This is a genomic window from Corynebacterium tuscaniense DNF00037 (assembly GCF_000759055.1).
Taxonomy (GTDB): Bacteria; Actinomycetota; Actinomycetes; order Mycobacteriales; family Mycobacteriaceae; genus Corynebacterium; species Corynebacterium tuscaniense.
Window position 1 is genome coordinate 16727 of record NZ_JRNG01000035.1, and the last position, 19595, is coordinate 36321.

Below are 19595 nucleotides of genomic sequence, written 5' to 3' on the forward strand. Positions count from 1 at the left end.
GTTCCGAAAGGGAAGCCACAGGGAAACTTACCGCGTATAGGGTTTCCAAAGCAACTTATATCTATTTTCTTTAGTCTCCACAGCGCTGAAGCCACTGCACTGATGCATTAACGACGAAAACCCGGCCCTCTCCCCCACTGGTATGGGAGAAAAGACCGGGTTATTGGTTCGGCGCGGAGTTCGCCGCTAGTGCCTAGCTCTTAGTACTGCTCGAAGCCATACTCATCCAGCGGCACGGATGCGCCGGTGAACTCGCCGTAGCCTTCGTCGCCGTAGATCGAATCGCCGAAGGTCGGGATCGAGTAAGCGGCGGAACGTGCGGCTTCCGTCGGCTTGACGGAGATATTGCGGTAGCGGGAAATACCCGTACCAGCCGGGATGAGCTTACCGATGATCACGTTCTCCTTCAGACCAATGAGCTTGTCAGAGCGCTTGTTGATAGCGGCATCCGTCAGCACACGCGTCGTCTCCTGGAAGGAAGCGGCAGACAGCCAAGATTCGGTGGCCAGGGAGGCCTTGGTAATCCCCATGATCTCCGAGCGCAGCTCTGCCGGCTCGCCACCCTCGGCCACAGCCTGACCGTTGATCTGGCGCGCCTCAGACAGATCCACGAGAGTGCCCGGGAGGAACTCCGTGGAGCCCGCATCGATGACGGTGCCGCGGCGCAGCATCTGACGGATGATGATCTCGATGTGCTTGTCGTGAATGGACACACCCTGGGTGCGGTACACGGCCTGCACTTCGTCGATAAGGTGCTTCTCCACACCGCGACGTCCGAGGATCTCCAGCACGTCATGCGGATCAGCAGCACCGCGCAGCAGGCGGTCACCGACCTGGACCTTGTCGCCATCCTTAAGGGAGCGCTCGATCATGGCGTCCGGGTTGGACTCCATCGGGCGACGCACCTGAGCCAAGCCCTGGCGCTTGGACAGCTTCTCGTAGATCACATCATCGGAGCCATCCTCCGGGTGAATGGTCAACGTCCAGAAATTGCCCTCATCCTCCAGCGAAATCTCACCGGCGACGGACGCAATCGGGGCGCGGTTCTTCGGCACACGTGCCTCAAACAGCTCCTGAACACGCGGCAAACCACCGGTAATGTCACCACCGACACCACCCTGGTGGAACGTACGCATGGTCAGCTGAGTACCCGGCTCACCAATGGACTGGGCAGCGACGATACCTACAGCTTCACCAATGTCCACCAGCTTGCCGGTGGCCATGGACTTGCCGTAGCACTTCGCGCACACACCCGTCGGGGTCTGGCAGGTCAGCACGGAGCGGACCTTGATCTCGGTGATGCCGGCTTCCACGAGTGCGTCAATACGCTCCTCAGTGAGGTCCTCACCAGCAGCGACGACTACATTTCCGTTCGCGTCAGCAGCATCAGATGCCAGCACGCGACCGGACACGGAGGTCTCAATGAGGTCGTGCCGGACAAACTTCTTGTCCTTGTCCGTTCCTGTCGCTTCTGCGACAGGAACCTTGACGCCCTGGTGGGTGCCACAGTCCTCTTCGCGGACGATGACATCCTGCGCCACGTCAACGAGACGACGGGTGAGGTAGCCGGAGTCAGCGGTACGCAGAGCCGTATCGGCCAGGCCCTTACGGGAACCGTGGGAGTTGTTGAAGTACTCCATCACGGACAGGCCTTCACGGAAGGAGGTCTTGATCGGGCGGGTGATGTACTCACCACGGGAGTTCACAACCATGCCCTTCATGCCGGCCAGTGTCCAGATCTGGCGCATGTTACCGGCAGCACCGGACTTCACGATCATCGGGATCGGGTTATCATCCGGGTAGAGGTCCTCCACAGCCTGACCCACCTTGTTGGTGGCGTCCTGCCACAGCTCCACCAGACGGTCGTAACGGTTCTCCTCGGTCAGAGCACCTTTCTCCCAGAACTTACGCTCAATGGTCGCGGCCTCGCGCTCGTACTCTTCCAGGATCTCTTCCTTGTTCGGAAGAACCAGAACGTCAGACATGGCAATGGTGATGCCGGAGCGGGTAGCCCAGTAGAAGCCGGCGTCCTTCAGCTTGTCCATCGTCTGAGCGACGGTGATCATCGGGTACTTCTCCACCATCGACTGGATGATGTCGCCGAGCAGCACCTTGCCAGCACCGCCACCCTTACGCACCATGGCGCCTTCCTGGTACGGGAAGTTGAACGGCAGCATCTCGTTGAACATGATGCGGCCAAGGGTAGTGTCAGCCGTCCAGGCCTGCCCCTTCTCCCAACCATCGGGGAACTGCTCAGCCTCAATCTCCACCGTCGGGCGGAGGTGGCTGATGCGTACCTTGATCGGTGCCTGCAGGCCAAGAACTCCACGGTCGTAGGCCATGATGGCCTCGCGGTGGTCAGTGTAAGTTCCACGTGCCGGCCCGTTTTCGTCGGCAGGAGCGTAAGCGCCCTCGCCGCCGATCTCGTGCTCGCCCTTTTCCATGGTGAGGAAGTACAGGCCCGTCACCATGTCCAGGCGCGGCATAGCCAGTGGCTTACCGGATGCCGGGGACAGGATGTTGTTGGAGGACAGCATGAGAATGCGGGCCTCTGCTTGAGCCTCAGCGGACAGCGGCAGGTGAACAGCCATCTGGTCACCGTCGAAGTCAGCGTTGAACGCCTCACATGCCAGCGGGTGCAGCTGGATAGCCTTACCCTCAACCAGCACCGGCTCGAAGGCCTGAATACCCAGGCGGTGCAGCGTCGGTGCGCGGTTGAGCAGCACCGGGTGCTCAGCAATTGCCTCTTCGAGGACGTCCCACACCTCAGGGCGCTGGCGCTCCACCATGCGCTTCGCGGACTTGATGTTCTGCGCGTAGTCATTGTCCACCAGGCGCTTCATCACAAACGGCTTGAACAGCTCAAGTGCCATCAGCTTCGGCAGACCACACTCGTGCATCTTCAGCTGCGGGCCGACGATAATCACGGAACGACCGGAGTAGTCCACGCGCTTACCCAGCAAGTTCTGACGGAAGCGACCCTGCTTGCCCTTCAGCAAGTCAGACAAGGACTTCAGCGGGCGGTTACCCGGACCAGTGACCGGGCGGCCACGACGGCCATTGTCAAACAGCGCGTCAACGGATTCCTGCAGCATGCGCTTCTCGTTGTTCACGATGATCTCTGGTGCACCCAGATCGATCATGCGCTTCAAACGGTTGTTGCGGTTGATCACGCGACGGTACAGGTCATTCAGGTCAGAGGTGGCAAAGCGGCCACCATCGAGCTGAACCATCGGGCGCAGCTCCGGCGGGATCACCGGGATAGCGTCCAGAATCATGCCAGCCGGATCGTTGCCAGAACGCTGGAAAGCAGCGACAACCTTCAGGCGCTTCAGAGCACGAACCTTCTTCTGGCCCTTGCCTTCAGCAATGATGGTGCGCAGTTCCTCAGACTCAGCATCCAGGTCGAAGTTACGGATGAGAGTCTGGATCGCCTCAGCGCCCATGCCACCGGTGAAGTAATCCTCGTAGCGGTCAACGAGCTCCTCATACAGGTTCTCATCAATAATCATCTGCTTCGGAGCGAGCTTGATGAAGGTGTTCCAGATCTCATCCAGGCGCTCGACTTCGCGCTCGCCAGCCTCGCGCATGTGCTGCATTTCCTTGTCAGCAGCGTTCTGTACCTTCTTGCGGGCAGACGCATTGGCGCCCTCCGCCTCCAGCGCAGCGAGGTCTTCCTCGAGCTTCTGGGCACGATCAGCAATATCAGCCTCGGTGTCCTGCTCGACTTCCTTCTTCTCCAGGATCATCTCAGCCTCGAGAGTGGACATGTCATTATGACGTGCCTCCTCATCGACAGAGGTGATGATGTTGGCGGCGAAGTAAATGATGCGCTCAAGATCCTTCGGAGCCAGATCCAACAGGTAGCCCAGGCGGGAGGGCACACCCTTGAAGTACCAGATGTGCGTGACCGGAGCAGCCAGCTCAATGTGGCCCATGCGCTCACGGCGCACCTTGGACTTGGTCACCTCAACACCACAGCGTTCACAAATAATGCCCTTGTAGCGGACACGCTTGTACTTACCGCAGGAGCACTCCCAGTCACGGGTGGGGCCGAAGATGCGCTCACAGAAGAGGCCATCCTTCTCCGGCTTCAGCGTGCGGTAGTTAATTGTCTCCGGCTTCTTCACCTCGCCGTGGGACCAGCGGCGGATGTCATCAGCAGTGGCCAGGCCGATGCGGAGCTCATCGAAGAGGTTTACGTCAAACACGTAAAAGTTCCTTTTCAGTAGTTTTTATGAGTTCTAGTTGCTTTGAGGTGTTCGTCGATAAGCCATTTCGCTTATCGACGTCTCACCTACGCCGTATCAGCCGCAGACCCCTCATCACGGGACAGGTTGATACCTAGGGAAGATCCGGCCTGGTCATACTCATCATCGTCGCCGGACAGCTCCATCGGCGTGCCATCCGTGGACAGAACCTCCACGTTCAAGCACAGCGACTGAAGCTCCTTGAGCAACACCTTGAAGGACTCCGGAATACCCGGATCTGGGATGTTGTCACCCTTCACGATGGCCTCGTACACCTTCACACGACCCACCACGTCATCCGACTTAATGGTCAGAAGCTCCTGCAGGGTGTAGGCCGCACCGTATGCCTGCATTGCCCACACCTCCATCTCGCCGAAGCGCTGGCCACCGAACTGGGCCTTACCGCCCAGCGGCTGCTGCGTAATCATGGAGTACGGACCAGTGGAACGCGCGTGAATCTTCTCATCCACGAGGTGGTGCAGCTTGAGCATGTACATGTAGCCGACGGAAATCGGGTACTTGAACGGTTCGCCCGAGCGTCCGTCGAAAAGCACAGTCTTGCCATCCGCATCCACCATCACATCACCGTCACGGTTCGGCTTGGTGTTAGCCAGCAGGCCAGCAATCTCATCGTTGGTTGCACCGTCGAACACCGGGGTAGCGGTCAACGACTCAGCCGGCACGTCATAAAGGTGCTCCGGCAGGGTCTCCAGCAGCTTCGCGTTCTTCGGATCGTCCGGGTTCACAGTCCAACCAGCCTTAGCCAGCCAGCCCAGGTGGACCTCAAGGACCTGACCAATGTTCATACGACGCGGCACACCGTGGGTGTTCAAAATAATGTCTACCGGGGTGCCGTCAGCCATGAACGGCATGTCTTCCTGCGGCAGAATCTTGCCCACAACACCCTTGTTGCCGTGGCGGCCAGCCATCTTATCGCCGTCTTGGATCTTGCGCTTCTGAGCAACGTAGACACGAATCATCTCGTTGACGCCCGGGCTCAGATCATCATCGTCCTCGCGCGAGAAGCGACGAACCGCGATGACCTTACCGGTCTCACCGTGCGGAACCTTCAGGGAGGTATCGCGCACCTCACGTGCCTTCTCACCGAAGATGGCGCGCAGCAGGCGCTCCTCCGGAGTCAGCTCGGTCTCACCCTTCGGGGTGACCTTACCCACGAGGATGTCACCGTCGCGGACATCTGCACCGATGCGGATGATGCCTCGCTCGTCCAGGTCCTTCAGCACATCCTCGGAGACGTTCGGGATCTCACGCGTGATCTCCTCAGCACCCAGCTTGGTGTCACGAGCATCAATCTCGTGCTCCTCAATGTGCACGGAAGTCAGGATGTCCTGCTCCACCACACGCTGGTTCAGAATGATGGCGTCCTCGTAGTTGTGGCCCTCCCACGGCATGAATGCCACGAGCAGGTTCGTACCCAGCGCCATCTCACCGTTCTTGGTGCCCGGGCCATCAGCGATAACCTGGCCAGCCTCAACACGGTCACCCGCAGACACAATCGGAGTCTGGTTGTAGCAGGTGCCCTGGTTGGTGCGCTCGAAGGTGCGCAGCAGGTAGGACTCACGGTGACCATCATCTTCGTAGATAGTGATCACGTCACCGGAGACATCTTCGACGACGCCGGCGTTCTTAGCGATGACAATATCACCTGCGTCATACGCCGCACGCAGCTCCGTACCAGTGGCCACGTATGCAGCATCCGAACGCAGCAGCGGCACAGCCTGCTTCTGCATGTTCGCACCCATGAGCGCGCGGTTCGCGTCATCGTGCTCGAGGAACGGAATCATCGCCGTTGCCACAGACACCATCTGACGCGGGGAAATATCAATGTAATCAACGCTCTTGGCGCCAACAACACCGATATCGCCGTCCTTCAGACGGACCTCAATACGCTCTTCCGTGATGTTGCCGTTCTTATCGCGGGCAGTAGCAGCCTCAGCAACTGCGTAACGGTCTTCCTCATCAGCGGTGAGGTAATCAATCTGGTCCGTGACCTTACCGTCAACGACCTTCTGGTACGGCGTCTCAATGAAACCAAACGGATTCACACGAGCGTAAGAAGACAGAGCACCAATCAGACCAATGTTCGGGCCTTCCGGAGTCTCAATCGGGCACATGCGGCCGTAGTGGGACGGGTGAACGTCTCGGACCTCGATGCCTGCACGCTCACGGGACAGACCGCCCGGGCCAAGCGCGGACAGACGACGCTTGTGCGTCAGGCCAGACAGGGAGTTGTTCTGGTCCATGAACTGCGACAGCTGCGAAGTACCAAAGAACTCACGGATCGCCGCGGACACCGGGCGCACGTTAATCAGGGAGGTCGGAGTGATGGACTCCGCATCCTGGGTGGTCATGCGCTCACGAACCACGCGTTCCATACGGGACAGACCAACACGCACCTGGTTCTGCACCAGCTCACCCACGGTACGCAGACGACGGTTACCAAAGTGGTCAATGTCATCAGTATTGATCGGGATGACCACGCCCTCCGGGGAGGTCATCTCACGCTCACCAGCGTGCAGGCGCACGAGGTACTCCAGCGTGGTAGCAATGTCCTCTTCCGTCAGTGTCAGTTCACCATCGTGGTCACCGCCCAGACCGAGTTTGCGGTTGACCTTGTAACGGCCTACTCGCGCGAGGTCGTAGCGCTTCGGCTGGAAGAATGCGTTCTCCAGCAGAGCCTGCGCCAGATCACGCGTCGGCTGCTCACCCGGACGCTGCTTGCGGTAAATCTCCAGCAGAGCCTCATCGGTATTAGCAACACCATCATTTTCCAGCGTGGACATCATGATCTCGGAGAAGCCAAAGCGCTCCTTGATCTGAGCCTCAGTCCAGCCCAGTGCCTTCAGCAACACAGTCACCGGCTGACGGCGTTTACGGTCAATACGCACACCAACCGTGTCACGCTTATCCACGTCAAATTCCAGCCACGCACCACGTGACGGAATCACCTTCACGGCGTGCAGCGGACGCTCCGTAGACTTATCGATGGTCTCATCGAAATACACACCCGGGGAACGCACCAGCTGGGAGACGATAACGCGCTCCGTGCCGTTAACAATGAACGTGCCCTTGTCCGTCATCAACGGGAAATCACCGATGAAGACAGTCTGAGACTTAATCTCCTGGGTGTCATTGTTAATAAACTCCGCCGTCACATACAGCGGCGCGGAGTAGTTAATGTCCTTGTCCTTGCACTCGTCGATCGTGTACTTCACGTCTTCGAAGCGCGGCTCAGACAGAGACAAGCTCATGTTGCCGGAGTAATCCTGGATCGGGGAGAGCTCCTCGAGGATGTCCTCGAGCCCCGACGTAATGCGGGCATCATCCCCGCGCTCGGCAGCCTGGCGCTCACGCCATTCCGACGTGCCGACGAGCCAGGCGAAGGATTCAAGTTGAACATCAAGGAGTCCGGGCAGAGCAATAGGCTCGTCGATCTTAGCGAACGAGTAACGCTCCGGAGCTCCGGGAATAGTGGCCACCGATTTGGTCTGGCGGGAGACTGCCAAGATGGGTCCTTCCAGCACCTCACGCGGGTCTTACATACGGCGCTATATGCAAGCATTCCCGCTGGATAATTAGCATTTCTTTGATAGTGGAATTCCCGTCCCCTAGAAAGCACAAAACCACCTTGTCAAACCGACTTTTTCTGTCGTTGTACCAAGGTTTACTTTTGGGCACCGGTGACGGCTTCCAGCGCAAGGAGACAGCTTATACCCCCAGTAGCCGTTTGTAAAGCGCTTAACCGGACCGCAACAATCCGTTATCGTTCCGTCACTTTCGCGTGGGACCTTACCACCCAATCCCGAATGCGCCACAACCCCTCGGCGTGTTACGCATCCAGTTTCCGGTCTGACTTCCGGTGGCCGCCCCTTGGGCGGCCACCACCCGGCCGGAACGCCCCCACCAATCCGAGAAGAACCAGCGCCCCACCCACACCAAGAACCACCCACGTCACGGTCTGGGAGATCGCCTGCGTCACATCCGTCAGTTGCTCCGCCAGGCCCACCTGCTGGGCTTCATCCATCACCGCGTCGTAGGATACGACATCCTGGACTCGGTTCCCCTCACGGTCGACATAGTAGTCAGACACCCGCTCCGTCATCCCCACGACCAACCCGGTGACCTGGTCCACCGTAAACGTCCGCGATGCCTCATGGTGCAAAAACGCCTGGCCCCCACCCTGCCCTGGCGATGTCGTGATCGTGTTCGCCATAGCGGCATACAACGTGGCCACATTCACCGGCGCCACCTCCTGCGTGAAGGTATAAACTTTTCGCTCACCAATCTCGCCTTCCCCCGTAAAGACCGCCGGAACCGCCTTGCGCAGAGTCGGCTCAAAGACCTCATAGTCCTGCTGCTGCACATCCGACGGGAATTTCAGCCACACCCCCTCAACCGGCACAACTTCCTCCGGCATCACCATCACCGTGCTCAACTTTGCCGGCGCCACAAACTCCCCCGTTTTACGGTCCATCTCCAACGACCATGTCGCCGCCGAAATCAGATTCTCCAAATCATCGGCCTTGTCCTCCCGCCGCACCGTGTCCCCAATACGCAGCGCCGCCACCTCATCCGTCGCCGGATTTTGCACCGTCATATGCAACTGGCGCGTCACCGCCGTGGTGTCCTCCCCCACCTTCGCCTGCGGGTCCTTCAACGTCCACGTGGTCTTATCCAAGTTCAACGGGAACCGCGCATCACCATTCAAAAACGCCGGCGCCACCAACCCCGCCGCAACCAACGCCAAACCCAGACCAACGAGGAAAGCAGAAAGAATACGGGACTTTGGAAGCATGCCAGCGAGTTTACGGGTTAAACATTCAGAAGCGTTAAGGGTGGTTGCTGCGGACTGTTCTCTGCTCACTCATCCGCGCCGCCGCTGTCGCCGGGCTCTGCTCCATCCAGTTCTTCGCACGGCCTTACTTGGTGCGGCGGGTCTTACCATGAGCGTGAGCCCGTCAAAGTCCGTCGGCACCCAGTCGTGGCGGTGCGTCCGAAACTCCATTCCTTGCTCATTGTTGGCGGAATACACCATGAGCGCACGTCCATCGCGGACCAGCTCGGTTGTCCTATCCCACAGCAAATCGCGCACGCGTGCCGATGGCGCGCCGACGAACGTGCCAGGTGCGAGCTCCGTCAGCCACTTGGTTAGGTCCCCGCGCAAACCGGCAGGGCACGCCGTTACTACTAGAACAATCACGTGAGCGTCTCGTGTTCTGCCCAGTTCACACCCGATGCAATAACTTCGAGCTCGCTCCACAACAGCAGCTCAGCATCACTGAAGGGCTCCTCCTCGGGCACGTCCATCACGTATTTCAGGTCGCGCACCATGCGCTGCATGAGTCGCTTTTGGACGACCGCGTCCCTCACCATTCTCCGCACGGTTACCGAGGGCAACCCTTCCCCACTGGCAACGGCATCGAACGCCGCAGGAATCGCAATTTCCGCCTTATACAGGTCAGCAATGTCATAGACGAAAGAGCGATCAGTGCCGGTGTGAATAACACCAAGCGCAGGAATGAATCCCATGCCAGCTATAACGGCATGAGCGATGCCATAAAGAGCTGCACTCGCCGCGGTTAACGCTTGGTTGATCGGGGTAGAGGAATCAAAGTCATTCGGGTCATAACTCCTGCGGTCCCAGTACACACCGGTACGAGCCGCCTCAGCTGCATAGACCTTCTTCATGCGAGCCCCTTCCCTGCCCCTGAGCTTTGCCATGGACAGCCCAGTGAGATCCTCGCCGGGGAACCGTAAGCTGTACATCCGTTTTGCGCAGTCCAGCCTTTTTCTTTGGTGTGATACGACTGCAGCCTGAAGCTCCGCCATGCGGGAGGACTTCGCAGGGGGTCGGCCACTGGCGTAGTAACGGACGCCCCGCTCCCCCACCCAGACAGTTGACGTCCCGGCGTCGCCGAGCAGCGCCATCGCTGCATAGGTGATGCGGGTTCCCGGTCCGAGGAGGAGCACCGCCAGTTGAGTAGCAGGCACATGCGCCACTCCCCGCTGATCGGTGATTGTGAGCGCATTGCCGTCACGGTTGATCGTCGCACGCTCAACATAAAGGAATGAGACTCGATCACCCATCTGCGCTAAGGCATGCCGGGTGATCGGGAGTTCCTGCGGTGTCGCCACTTTATTTCACCGGCGCCAACGTCAGTAGGCCACAGCCATAAGCACGGGCACGCCCGATACCATCAGTCAACGCGCGCCGCAGCGCCTCCGCATCGGTGATCTCAAGCGTGCCGGAAAAACGTGCTTTCGCGATGCGCACCTTATTGCGGGAACTACGTGTCTCTTTTCCTTTTCCAAACACATCCGTCCACCGCTCCGTCACCATTGGAATGTCACTAATGGCCCAACGAGAGCGCTCTTCATCAGAACATTCATCTTCAATTTGCGGGGCAAGCGCAAAACCATGTCGCCCTGCCTGTTTGTACAACCAGCCAAGTTGATGTCGGACTGAAACATGCGCCTTAACTTTTCCGCGCTTCCCATTTGGTTCCGAATACGTGGGATTCCCGACGATCTCGAAATGCCAGCGCTGCCCCTTCATCAGGGAATTTAAGAAACGGTCATAGTCGGCGCTCTGCGCTGGGCGGCTATCCCAACCTGCTTGTTCCACGATGAGAGCACCCGTGGGCTTCTCCGGCCCAACGATGTACAACACAGATTCGTGGTCTTGGGTGTCTACGCGCCACAACACTCGTCCGTCATTATCTGCAATGTCCGGCGGGAAGGATGCCCGTACAGCAGCGTGCATAGCCTGGGGATTCGTGAGGAGCTTCCGCCCATTTCTCCGCGCTGGGTTGATTGAGATTCGTGTCAGCGTGCTCATGCCTGCACCACCGTTTCAAAGTAGATATCCCGGGGTGATGTGTGTTCCTTCCCCTCAGGGTTGTGCATCTCTACGTCATCGCATCGGATAACGTCACGCCACCCGTAACGGCGGTGTTGCGGGTCAAAGGACAACGGGACATCCTGGCGGGGCACGCCACCTTGCTCGGCTGGCAATGCGTCCCGGTAGAGAGCCAACGAAACATTTTTGGGCGACTGCCTCTTGTGTTGGGCAGTGGCATACCAGGTGCCATGCTCTCGAAGTGCCTGCTCCCCAGAAGTGTCAACGATCCCAACAACAAGACCCGGATGCACCGGACACGAACGACGCCCCATGAACAGTGGAAATGCTGGGGACTTCAATGCGTCGGCGATGTTTTCCAACAGAGCTCGATCATCTGATTCCACAGCAACCAGGAATGCAGCGTCCGAAAGAAAATAACGCCTGACAACATTATTCTTGCTTGTTGTCTTCGTTCCCCGAAAGTATGCTGTCTGGAAATCCCGCAGAAGACTGCCCGATTGGTCGACGCGGACTGCCATCTTCAAAGCCGCAAGATCTTCGATCTCATCTGTACGACGTCGACCTTGCGCCGCAGCAATGAGACCTACGATCCCGGACTTCGTGGGGGTGGTTGCAGTTGCTCGGGTTTTAAACCGGGACTCATCACCCCAGGACTGCATCGGCCCCTTTAAAAGGAGTAACAGTGAGTGAGACACTAGTTATCACCCGCGAGGCTCTTCAGCTCACCGGCAACACGATCGATGAGTTCTGTCAACGTGGTCTTCTCAGCGAGCCCCTCGAAAGGCTCTGCAAGATCACCCAAACCAAGCACGAAGGCTGCTTGTGGCTTGAAGCCGTAGACCTCCTGCACGTCGTGTGCCTCCTGTGCGAGGCGTGCCGCTGCAACAGAGCGACGAGACTTTGCTTCAACCTTGGCTCCCGACTCGAACTCGAAGGTGTCGGAGGCCTCCTCGAGCACTGGAGTTTCAAAAGCATTGACCAAGGACACTGGGCGCGTGTCACGAATAGCGACGTACACCAGCTCAGGCAGGGTCTGGTTCGCAAAGGTGTTGATCTTGCCGGTGGGCATCGATGCAATGAAGGCCTCGATGAACTGCGTTGCAGCCTGACGTGCCACCTTGGCGGAGCCCAAGTTCTCTTCCAGTCCCTTCAGGTTGACGGTTGCATACCGGTATAGGGTGGAAGACATCATCTGGACAGTGTCAATCATGGCTGCGCCCGTCATTTTGTCTTCTTCATTGAGATCATCGACCCCTGTGAAATAGTCAAAATCCGGAGTGGACTTGTGTATCCCGATGGCGTGTGCAACCTGGACTGCAGCATCGACGTTATACTCTGGGTCTTTCGCAAGCATGCGGCCGAACATGGCCATATCCACGGAGCGGTCCTTATTCAGAATGTCCTTGGCTTGGTTCTTCGTCAGTTTTGCATCACCGCGCGCGAGGAGCTCCTCGACCGCGCGGTTGATTTGTTGCTGGCTGAGGAAGATGAGGACGGTCGTACGAGGGTACGGGTTGTGTTCCGGCGCATCCTCCTCGACTTTCTTCGGTTTCTTGTCTACTTCGGTTGTGATGTCCGCTGCGTTGAACAGCTTCTCGCTCCGCGCAATGGCCTCAGATTGCTCAAGCCCCTTAGCCTCAAGTAGCTTTGCAATCTTTTCCGGCAGGCGCTTCGAACGGTCACCAATCTGTTCGCTATCAAACTGGTTCTTGAAGTAATGCCGAATTGCTCGTTTCCAGGATTGCGAGGACACACGTTGGCGAGGAACACCACCAAAAACCGCAGTCTTCGGCGCGCCGGTGTCATCGCGGTTGATCAGGGACGGCGGGATGGTCTGGAGTGCGTGGATATCAATGATGAGGGACATGAGTTTGCCTTTCTAGTTGGTGGTGGAGGGGAGATCCGAAGATTCAGATTCCGTGAGTGGTGAGTCTTGCTGGGATGGGCGGGGCATTCCGACTGCATAATCGCGCCCCCAACGTAGGAGAACGCCGTCACGACGAGCCGGGTACTGGAGACTACGGAGATCAGCCGCAAGCGCGCCATAATCGAACGCGAGCTTTTCTCCTTTCAAGAGAGAGACCAGCGTGCGCAAATGAATCAGACGCGACGCTTCTTCACGGGCCGTCTGCATAGCGTCAAAACGAGCTTTGAGGGATCCCGAATCGCTGATACCTTGCAGTCGGCCACAGGCCATTGCGAAGGTACGATCTTCAGAATGTGCCGGTGTGGTGGCGCTTTGCATTTGCAGTGCAAAGAGCGTGAGTGCGTAGTACGCCGCAGATTCGGACGGCGAGGGCGCATCACCACGGCCGAGCTCCCCCTCGCTGAGCGGCGGGTTAAGGGTGCTCAGGACACGCTGGAGAGCAAGCGGATCAGTTCCGAACTTTCGTGCCGCACTCTTACGCAACTCGGCTAAAACCCGGCGTGCTTCACTGCCCTCGATTGATTCGGGCCGTTCAAGGTAGTTCGTCTGCAATCGGTTCGCCGTGTTTGCGACACTGAACCGAAGGTTTGGTGCACTCATGACTGGCTGCCTTTCTGTCGCAGTTCTCTTTCTTCTCTTTCATGTTCACGTAGGAGGGGAAGATCTTGGGCTACTTGGTATTGCAGGCTGCGATACAGTGCCCCAGTGCTGTACACTCGGCCAGCCCCGCCTTTACCGCCATCAATGACACGGCCGATGAGAGCTTTCTGTCCAGCTCCGCGCACTGCTTCGTCAGCAATATGGAAAAGGTGCTCGCGGATCTGCTTCTGCCAGAAAGCGGCCTCCTCTTCTATGTTTTCGAGGTCCAGACCGCGCAGCCAATTGATAAATAGTGGCTCTAAGACGGTGTATAGGCGATCCGCTGCATCCGTATCGAAGATGTACTTGCCCCCGGCGGCCACAGCGAGCTGTCCAACAAACTTGCCGAGCGTTTTCGCAGCGTTACGGGTGGCATCGGCGGCGTCTCTAACATACTGTCGGTGGACCCGAGAGATGCTGTCATCTTGCAATAATGATAGGGGCAGACCAATGCTGCCAGTGATCACCGCGACAATAGACACCTTTTTCGGTTCTTGGTATCCCATGGATACGATGCTGACATCTGCAATTTCGTTTGATCCCTGTTCCCGTGCGATATTGGAGAAATTAAGCAGGGTTGCAGGTCGAGTCGGTACATTGCTCCTGCTTGTTAACCCGGAGTCCACCTCAGAAACAAGCAATGCGTCGAGTGACCGCCACATAGTGCGTTGTGCATCGTACGGTTTGGGGAAGATGCCCGACTGGGCTTTCTTCTGCTTTTCGCGATAAATATAAGGTGTCATTGGGTCCTCAAGCACGTTTTTCCCACCGTCGGGGATTTGGTCGCCGATGCTGACCAACACTGCTCCTACTCGGTTCCCCTCCGGGAAGAGGCGAATTCTTCGAGACTGCCAAGTGGCCAAGTCAGCGGCCCCTTGTGGTTGAACGGCTAGGGGTTTATCTAGTTTGCCTGTGCGATCATTGCGCTGCGCAGCTGTATCAGCCTCTCGCTCCCACACCGGTAGGTCTTCTGCAGCCTCATCAGCAAGGACCTGCGGAGTGGTGTTAAGCAGAAGTGTTTCCAGAAGCGAACGCCCCCGGATGACAGTTCCACCGGTCATGCCCGCCCAGCCGAGGCCGCTGGCAAAACCTTTGCCGTTTTCCACCCGTGGATCTCCGATAACGCCCGATTTGATCCCTGCGTAGTCATACGCCTGGGTATGGATAAGCCATCGCGCTGCTTCATCAAACGCTAAGAAGCTGCGACCTTCGTGCGTGCGCATGGTGAAGTAGTCGCCCTTAGAATCTGGCACGATGAGAGAGACTGGCTTTCGAGTGGCCGTAGTGGTGTCAAGATTGGCTACTTGCATGAAAGGCTTCTCGGGGTCAAACAGTTCGAAGCGATGCCGGTAGCTGTCTAAATACTCCAATACCCGATCGTCCCGGTTCTGTTCAATCAGCTCCTTTCGTTTCGCAATGAACCACTGCTCCCAACTTGGTGAATCTTCCGGGCTACCGCGGTGAGCCCGCCAGAAAATAGCCAGTAGTACACGCAACACTGCGTAATCCTGAGTCGGGGAATCCCCGAGGACTTGGATGGGGGTCGCCGTGCCGTCGAAAATTTGGCGGATGCTCAGTTTGTCGGGCCCCGTCGCAGTCACGCAGATTATCCACGGCTGATCAAGCAGGTTGAACGACGGATGATTATCCGGTTGTCTCACTCCAATTTCTCCTTCCTTCTTGTATTAGCGGGTCTTGTCATCTCGGATGTTAGGAACCATGCGCGACATACCATCAAGACTTATCGCTCAAAATTTCGATTCCGAGCTCTGAGGTGTACCTCACTGTGAACCGCCCCAAGACTGCCTCCCCGTCCCCATCAAGAGGCAGAGCTAACTGACCTTTGAGCAAATAGTGCTTGTTCCACGCCATGGGTGTTTGTTGTTCCAACGACCCAACTACGTCCTCAAAATCCGTGTCCTCCCGAGCCATTCGCGTTGGAAGCCGAACGGTACTTGACGCCAGGTGGAACGCCTGGCGGTAATTAAGTTCGGGATCACCAGTGATCATCCAGTCGGTGCCCAGTGGCACGTACTCCTCCGCATCACCAGAGATGGGAATAACCTCAACTGCCGGCTCAGCGTCGCGCACTTGCGCCGCACCCGCTTCTTCTTTCCCGAGGGCGAAGGCAGCCTGTTTTTGATCACCGAACAGATCGCTCAGTTTCGTGCACCCGTGAGGCGATGGAATGCGGAAGCTCTTCGATCGACCATGCGCTCTCTGCACCCGCCCATCTTCATCAACAAGTGCTTTCTCCCATTCCTCCATCCACTCCGCGGGAATGTCTTGTTCGGCGGCATAGACCTGACGCACAAGCTCAGCTACATCATTCGGACGTCTAAACGTCGTGGGCAAATGGAGGATGGTTGAAAGCAGAACCTTCGCCCCGTAGATGGTTTCAGCTCCCGAATTGAGAACTGGGCAAGGGGTCTGGGACTCGATCCCTCGGACAAACACTTTCGGTTCCCATACCAGTTGCGGGCGGTCAGTCTTCGGGCGATCATGCCTATGCAAACGCCCAATACGCTGAATAATCAGGTCCATCGGGGCAATGTCAGTGACTAGGACATCAGCGTCGATATCGAGGCTCTGCTCCGCCACCTGAGTGGCAACCACGATCTTTCGATCTGGCCTCCCCGCACCGCGGTGGGCGTCGGGACCGAGCTCCCCACGCAAGCGGTCTTCCTTCTCTGAACGCTCCCAGGCCATGAATCCCGCGTGGTGCAACTCAACTTCGTCAGGATAAGACTGCTTTAAGGCACTGTATGTTTCTTGGGCTCGCGCAATGGTGTTGCAGATAATGAGGGCCACGCCGCCATCCTCAAGCACATCTCCAATGCGCTGCTGAAGAGCATCGAGCGAATCATCGATAACCTCCATTGTTGCTTCGAGGTTCGTGGGGCTAGGTTCGGGCGCGAGGTTTCGCTGCCCCGATTCGGAGGCCACGGTAATGAGCGGATACGCATTCGAAGGCTCCGCGATTTCCCGACCGGAGAAAGCCTTGACCAGTGCGTTTCTGCGCTCGGGCGGCAGCGTCGCAGACATCATGATGACTGTCACGCCGTACTCCGCCAGCCATTCAAGAGTAGTTTCAAGGTAGTCAGAGGTATACGTGTCAAATGCATGGACCTCGTCGAAAATAATGATTTTTCCCGCCAACGCGACATGGCGCAGCATCGAATACCGCTGTTGCAACGCCATCATGAGCACCTGGTCAACAGTTCCCACAACCACATTTGAGAGCAGACCGCGACGCCGCCCACTCATCCACGAACTGGCAACAACGTTTTCACCAGCTGGACCGTCCTCCCCAATACCCCGGAATCGCAACTCCCGGAAAGACTGAGCCAATTGGTTCTTTGAATGAGCCAGGTAGAGAGATGAAACAGCACCTGATTCAGTGGTGTTTTCAGCCCAAGCGATAGTCCGCTCGAGCAAACCATTAGCCGTGGCCATCGTGGGCGCTGCGAAATAAATTCCCTGGGCATCGGTGGAATTCGCAATGATGTGCGCCGCAGCTAGGGCGGCCTCCGTCTTTCCTACACCAGTTTCAGCTTCAAGAATAATCAAGGAGGGTTCGGTAACCTTCTTAGCAGCCTCGGCCATCGCCACCTGGACGCTTCTCGCGCGATAGTTTTCAGGCCAGTCAAAAGAGCTTTGATATTGCTTGTCAACATCACCGTCCACCACCCTGCCATGCCACGGACCCGTTATGTCCGTTGCTTGCATGCCGGCACGAATGCGATCTTTCTGACTCCCAGAGACCACCATGGGAAATGCATCGGCGTTGGATGCAATCCAGTCAGCAATGACGACGAGCCCGGTGAGCAACTGCATCACCGCAGCGTGCGGTCTTGCCCGCACTTTCAGTGCTTCCAGCGTCGGTCCTACCTCCGTGGCGTCGGCCATGGAATCCAGCAGCTCAGCATGCACCTCTCGCCATTCGCGAGAGTAGTCACCCAAGATCGTCTCTGCGTGATCCTGCTCCTCACCTGAAGATGGAATACCGTGGTGCGCGTCGGAAACAGAAGCGATCCACTCTGCACTGTGCTTGTCAAACCCCAGATCCATAAGCCAGTCCTTGATCAGAAGTCCGGAACAGATATTGTGCGGCAGTCGACTAACCGTTTCTTCCAAACCACTCATGCGCAATGGAAGACCAGCATCCGACAGGGTAGAAATGAGATGCTCGAATCCTCCCCTTCTTTCCACTTGAGTCTGGAATTTGAGGCAGGCCTTGCCCACGTCGTGGGTCCCCGCAAGCCAGACATACAGATCCCGTACTTGCTCATCAGTAAGATCCAAGCCTTCTGACAACCTGCGCTTCAGAGGTTTCGCTACCCAGGTGTCGTAAACCACTGCAGCCACCCCAGCAGCATCCATGAGGTGCTGAGGAAGGCTAAGGCTTCCGCTTTCGTCCCCCGATTTTGCCCACAACGCCCGAGATCGTTCACTGAATTTTGGGGGATCAAGAAGCCCTCGAAGAGATTCTCCGAAAAGCGGGATGTTGTGTCGTCCCTCCATGGTCTTCTCCTTGATAGAGGCAGGCAGTGCGGTGATCATCAGTTTTGTACAAAGTCTCACAGTCAGCGAGACCTAAACTTTCAAGCTCAAAGCAAACACTGACTTTGGTTTGCTTTGTCAATTACCGGTAATTAGCCTATGCACTTTTCGTGAGATATATCCCTGCTTTTTGCGATTCGCTCACATCCCCACGTAAGCGAGGTAACATCGGGTTGGGCTTTAAGTTGTCCCAATTTAGAGTGGACAGTCACTCCCCCTCCAGTTCAGGGAGGGTGTTCCCCGCGTAAGCGGGGATGAGCCCATCCCGCATCCTGAACGGTCGCGTGATAGATAGTGTTCCCCGCGTAAGCGGGGATGAGCCCAATGCCGGTGTGGTCACGTTCAACAGCCCACAGTGTTCCCCGCGTAAGCGGGGATGAGCCTCGGGCCGGTTGATTTCGTGAGCCACGCCGGGGGTGTTCCCCGCGTAAGCGGGGATGAGCCCTCGTCGGCATCAATCACTCCTGTCAACCTGGAGTGTTCCCCGCGTAAGCGGGGATGAGCCCAGTAGCACCTCGTCGGCTGCCGCCGGGGCGCCGTGTTCCCCGCGTAAGCGGGGATGAGCCCATGAAGGCCGTCGCGCAGATGTTCGACGCACAGTGTTCCCCGCGTAAGCGGGGATGAGCCCTCCTACGAATGCATGATCTGCCTGGACCGGACGTGTTCCCCGCGTAAGCGGGGATGAGCCCACCGCAGCCCCAATGTTCCGCTGCGCCTGCTTAGTGTTCCCCGCGTAAGCGGGGATGAGCCCCGCGGCCCGAATAGCATGCCCCTCCGAAAACCGTGTTCCCCGCGTAAGCGGGGATGAGCCCCGTGAAATGGCAATGGTGGATCGACGCACCTTGTGTTCCCCGCGTAAGCGGGGATGAGCCCCGCGCCGACCAGCGCTCTTTCGACGCATGGGCGTGTTCCCCGCGTAAGCGGGGATGAGCCCACCGCATAACAGGGGACGAAAAACACACGCCGGTGTTCCCCGCGTAAGCGGGGATGAGCCGCCTTGAAGCTCACCAGCGGTTTTACCGTCCGTGTGTTCCCCGCGTAAGCGGGGATGAGCCTGTGCTGTATGTCATCCCAGAGGATAAGGGGGGGTGTTCCCCGCGTAAGCGGGGATGAGCCCGCGGTTGACGCCAGCGAGCGCAGCACCGTCACGTGTTCCCCGCGTAAGCGGGGATGAGCCGGAAATGTACTACGGTGGCCGGAAAATTAGGGAGTGTTCCCCGCGTAAGCGGGGATGAGCCGTGGAATGCTCAGCAGGGGGAGATCAATAAGCAGTGTTCCCCGCGTAAGCGGGGATGAGCCGGCTTCTGTAGACATTGAAACACCAAAGGCCTCA

Annotated in this window: 11 protein-coding genes and 1 CRISPR repeat array; all 11 genes read right to left on the reverse strand. The window is 57.8% G+C overall.

Annotated features, from left to right (window positions below):
* Positions 1 to 200: 200 nt before the first annotated feature.
* The 11 genes from HMPREF2129_RS07950 to cas3 all read right to left on the reverse strand — a co-directional run bounded on the left by HMPREF2129_RS07950 (position 201) and on the right by cas3 (position 18136).
* Entirely contained in the window at positions 201 to 4211 is a 4011-nt protein-coding gene (locus HMPREF2129_RS07950) for a DNA-directed RNA polymerase subunit beta' (RefSeq protein ID WP_034665209.1), read from the reverse strand.
* Positions 4212 to 4297: 86 nt separating this feature from the next.
* Complete coding sequence (gene rpoB / locus HMPREF2129_RS07955; protein WP_034665212.1) at positions 4298 to 7795, reverse strand: DNA-directed RNA polymerase subunit beta; 3498 nt, start codon at positions 7793 to 7795, stop codon at positions 4298 to 4300.
* Between the two features lie 305 nt (positions 7796 to 8100).
* Positions 8101 to 9066, reverse strand: coding sequence for a DUF3068 domain-containing protein (locus tag HMPREF2129_RS07960; RefSeq protein WP_034665214.1), 966 nt, complete (start codon positions 9064 to 9066; stop codon positions 8101 to 8103).
* A 69-nt stretch (positions 9067 to 9135) separates the two neighbouring features.
* Positions 9136 to 9471: a type I-E CRISPR-associated endoribonuclease Cas2e gene (gene cas2e / locus HMPREF2129_RS10855; protein ID WP_084576691.1), complete on the reverse strand. Its 336-nt coding sequence runs from the start codon at positions 9469 to 9471 to the stop codon at positions 9136 to 9138.
* Positions 9468 to 10406, reverse strand: a complete 939-nt coding sequence (gene cas1e, locus HMPREF2129_RS07965) for a type I-E CRISPR-associated endonuclease Cas1e (protein ID WP_034665216.1) — start codon at positions 10404 to 10406, stop codon at positions 9468 to 9470. The genes cas2e and cas1e overlap by 4 nt, the downstream gene beginning before the upstream one ends.
* Before the next feature lies 1 nt (position 10407).
* Positions 10408 to 11109: a type I-E CRISPR-associated protein Cas6/Cse3/CasE gene (gene cas6e, locus HMPREF2129_RS07970; protein WP_034665219.1), complete on the reverse strand. Its 702-nt coding sequence runs from the start codon at positions 11107 to 11109 to the stop codon at positions 10408 to 10410.
* The gene (cas5e, locus tag HMPREF2129_RS07975) at positions 11106 to 11828 is read right to left on the reverse strand and encodes a type I-E CRISPR-associated protein Cas5/CasD (RefSeq protein ID WP_034665221.1); all 723 of its coding nucleotides are present in this window, start codon (positions 11826 to 11828) and stop codon (positions 11106 to 11108) included. The genes cas6e and cas5e overlap by 4 nt, the downstream gene beginning before the upstream one ends.
* Positions 11828 to 13000 carry a type I-E CRISPR-associated protein Cas7/Cse4/CasC gene (gene cas7e, locus HMPREF2129_RS07980; protein WP_034665222.1) on the reverse strand — a complete coding sequence of 391 codons (1173 nt, stop codon included), beginning with the start codon at positions 12998 to 13000 and terminating at the stop codon, positions 11828 to 11830. Before cas7e ends, cas5e begins: the two co-directional genes overlap by 1 nt.
* A 12-nt stretch (positions 13001 to 13012) precedes the next feature.
* Positions 13013 to 13660, reverse strand: coding sequence for a type I-E CRISPR-associated protein Cse2/CasB (gene casB / locus HMPREF2129_RS07985; RefSeq protein WP_034665223.1), 648 nt, complete (start codon positions 13658 to 13660; stop codon positions 13013 to 13015).
* Positions 13657 to 15360 (reverse strand): type I-E CRISPR-associated protein Cse1/CasA, encoded by a 1704-nt coding sequence (casA, locus tag HMPREF2129_RS07990; RefSeq protein ID WP_034665224.1) that lies wholly within the window; start codon positions 15358 to 15360, stop codon positions 13657 to 13659. Before casA ends, casB begins: the two co-directional genes overlap by 4 nt.
* 73 nt (positions 15361 to 15433) lie before the next feature.
* A complete protein-coding gene (gene cas3, locus HMPREF2129_RS07995) occupies positions 15434 to 18136 on the reverse strand; it encodes a CRISPR-associated helicase Cas3' (protein WP_269544956.1) in 2703 nt (900 codons plus the stop codon).
* A 359-nt stretch (positions 18137 to 18495) separates the two neighbouring features.
* A CRISPR array of direct repeats spans positions 18496 to 19561; the repeat unit is 28 nt; unit sequence GTGTTCCCCGCGTAAGCGGGGATGAGCC.
* The last annotated feature ends 34 nt before the right edge of the window (positions 19562 to 19595 follow it).

What these genes read in the sequence shown, in the direction of transcription:
- HMPREF2129_RS07960 (WP_034665214.1), bottom strand. Translation starts at nt 9,066, where the DNA reads ATGCTTCCAAAGTCCCGTATTCTTTCTGCTTTCCTCGTTGGTCTGGGT.
- cas6e (WP_034665219.1), bottom strand. Translation starts at nt 11,109, where the DNA reads ATGAGCACGCTGACACGAATCTCAATCAACCCAGCGCGGAGAAATGGG.
- cas7e (WP_034665222.1), bottom strand. Translation starts at nt 13,000, where the DNA reads ATGTCCCTCATCATTGATATCCACGCACTCCAGACCATCCCGCCGTCC.
- casB (WP_034665223.1), bottom strand. Translation starts at nt 13,660, where the DNA reads ATGAGTGCACCAAACCTTCGGTTCAGTGTCGCAAACACGGCGAACCGA.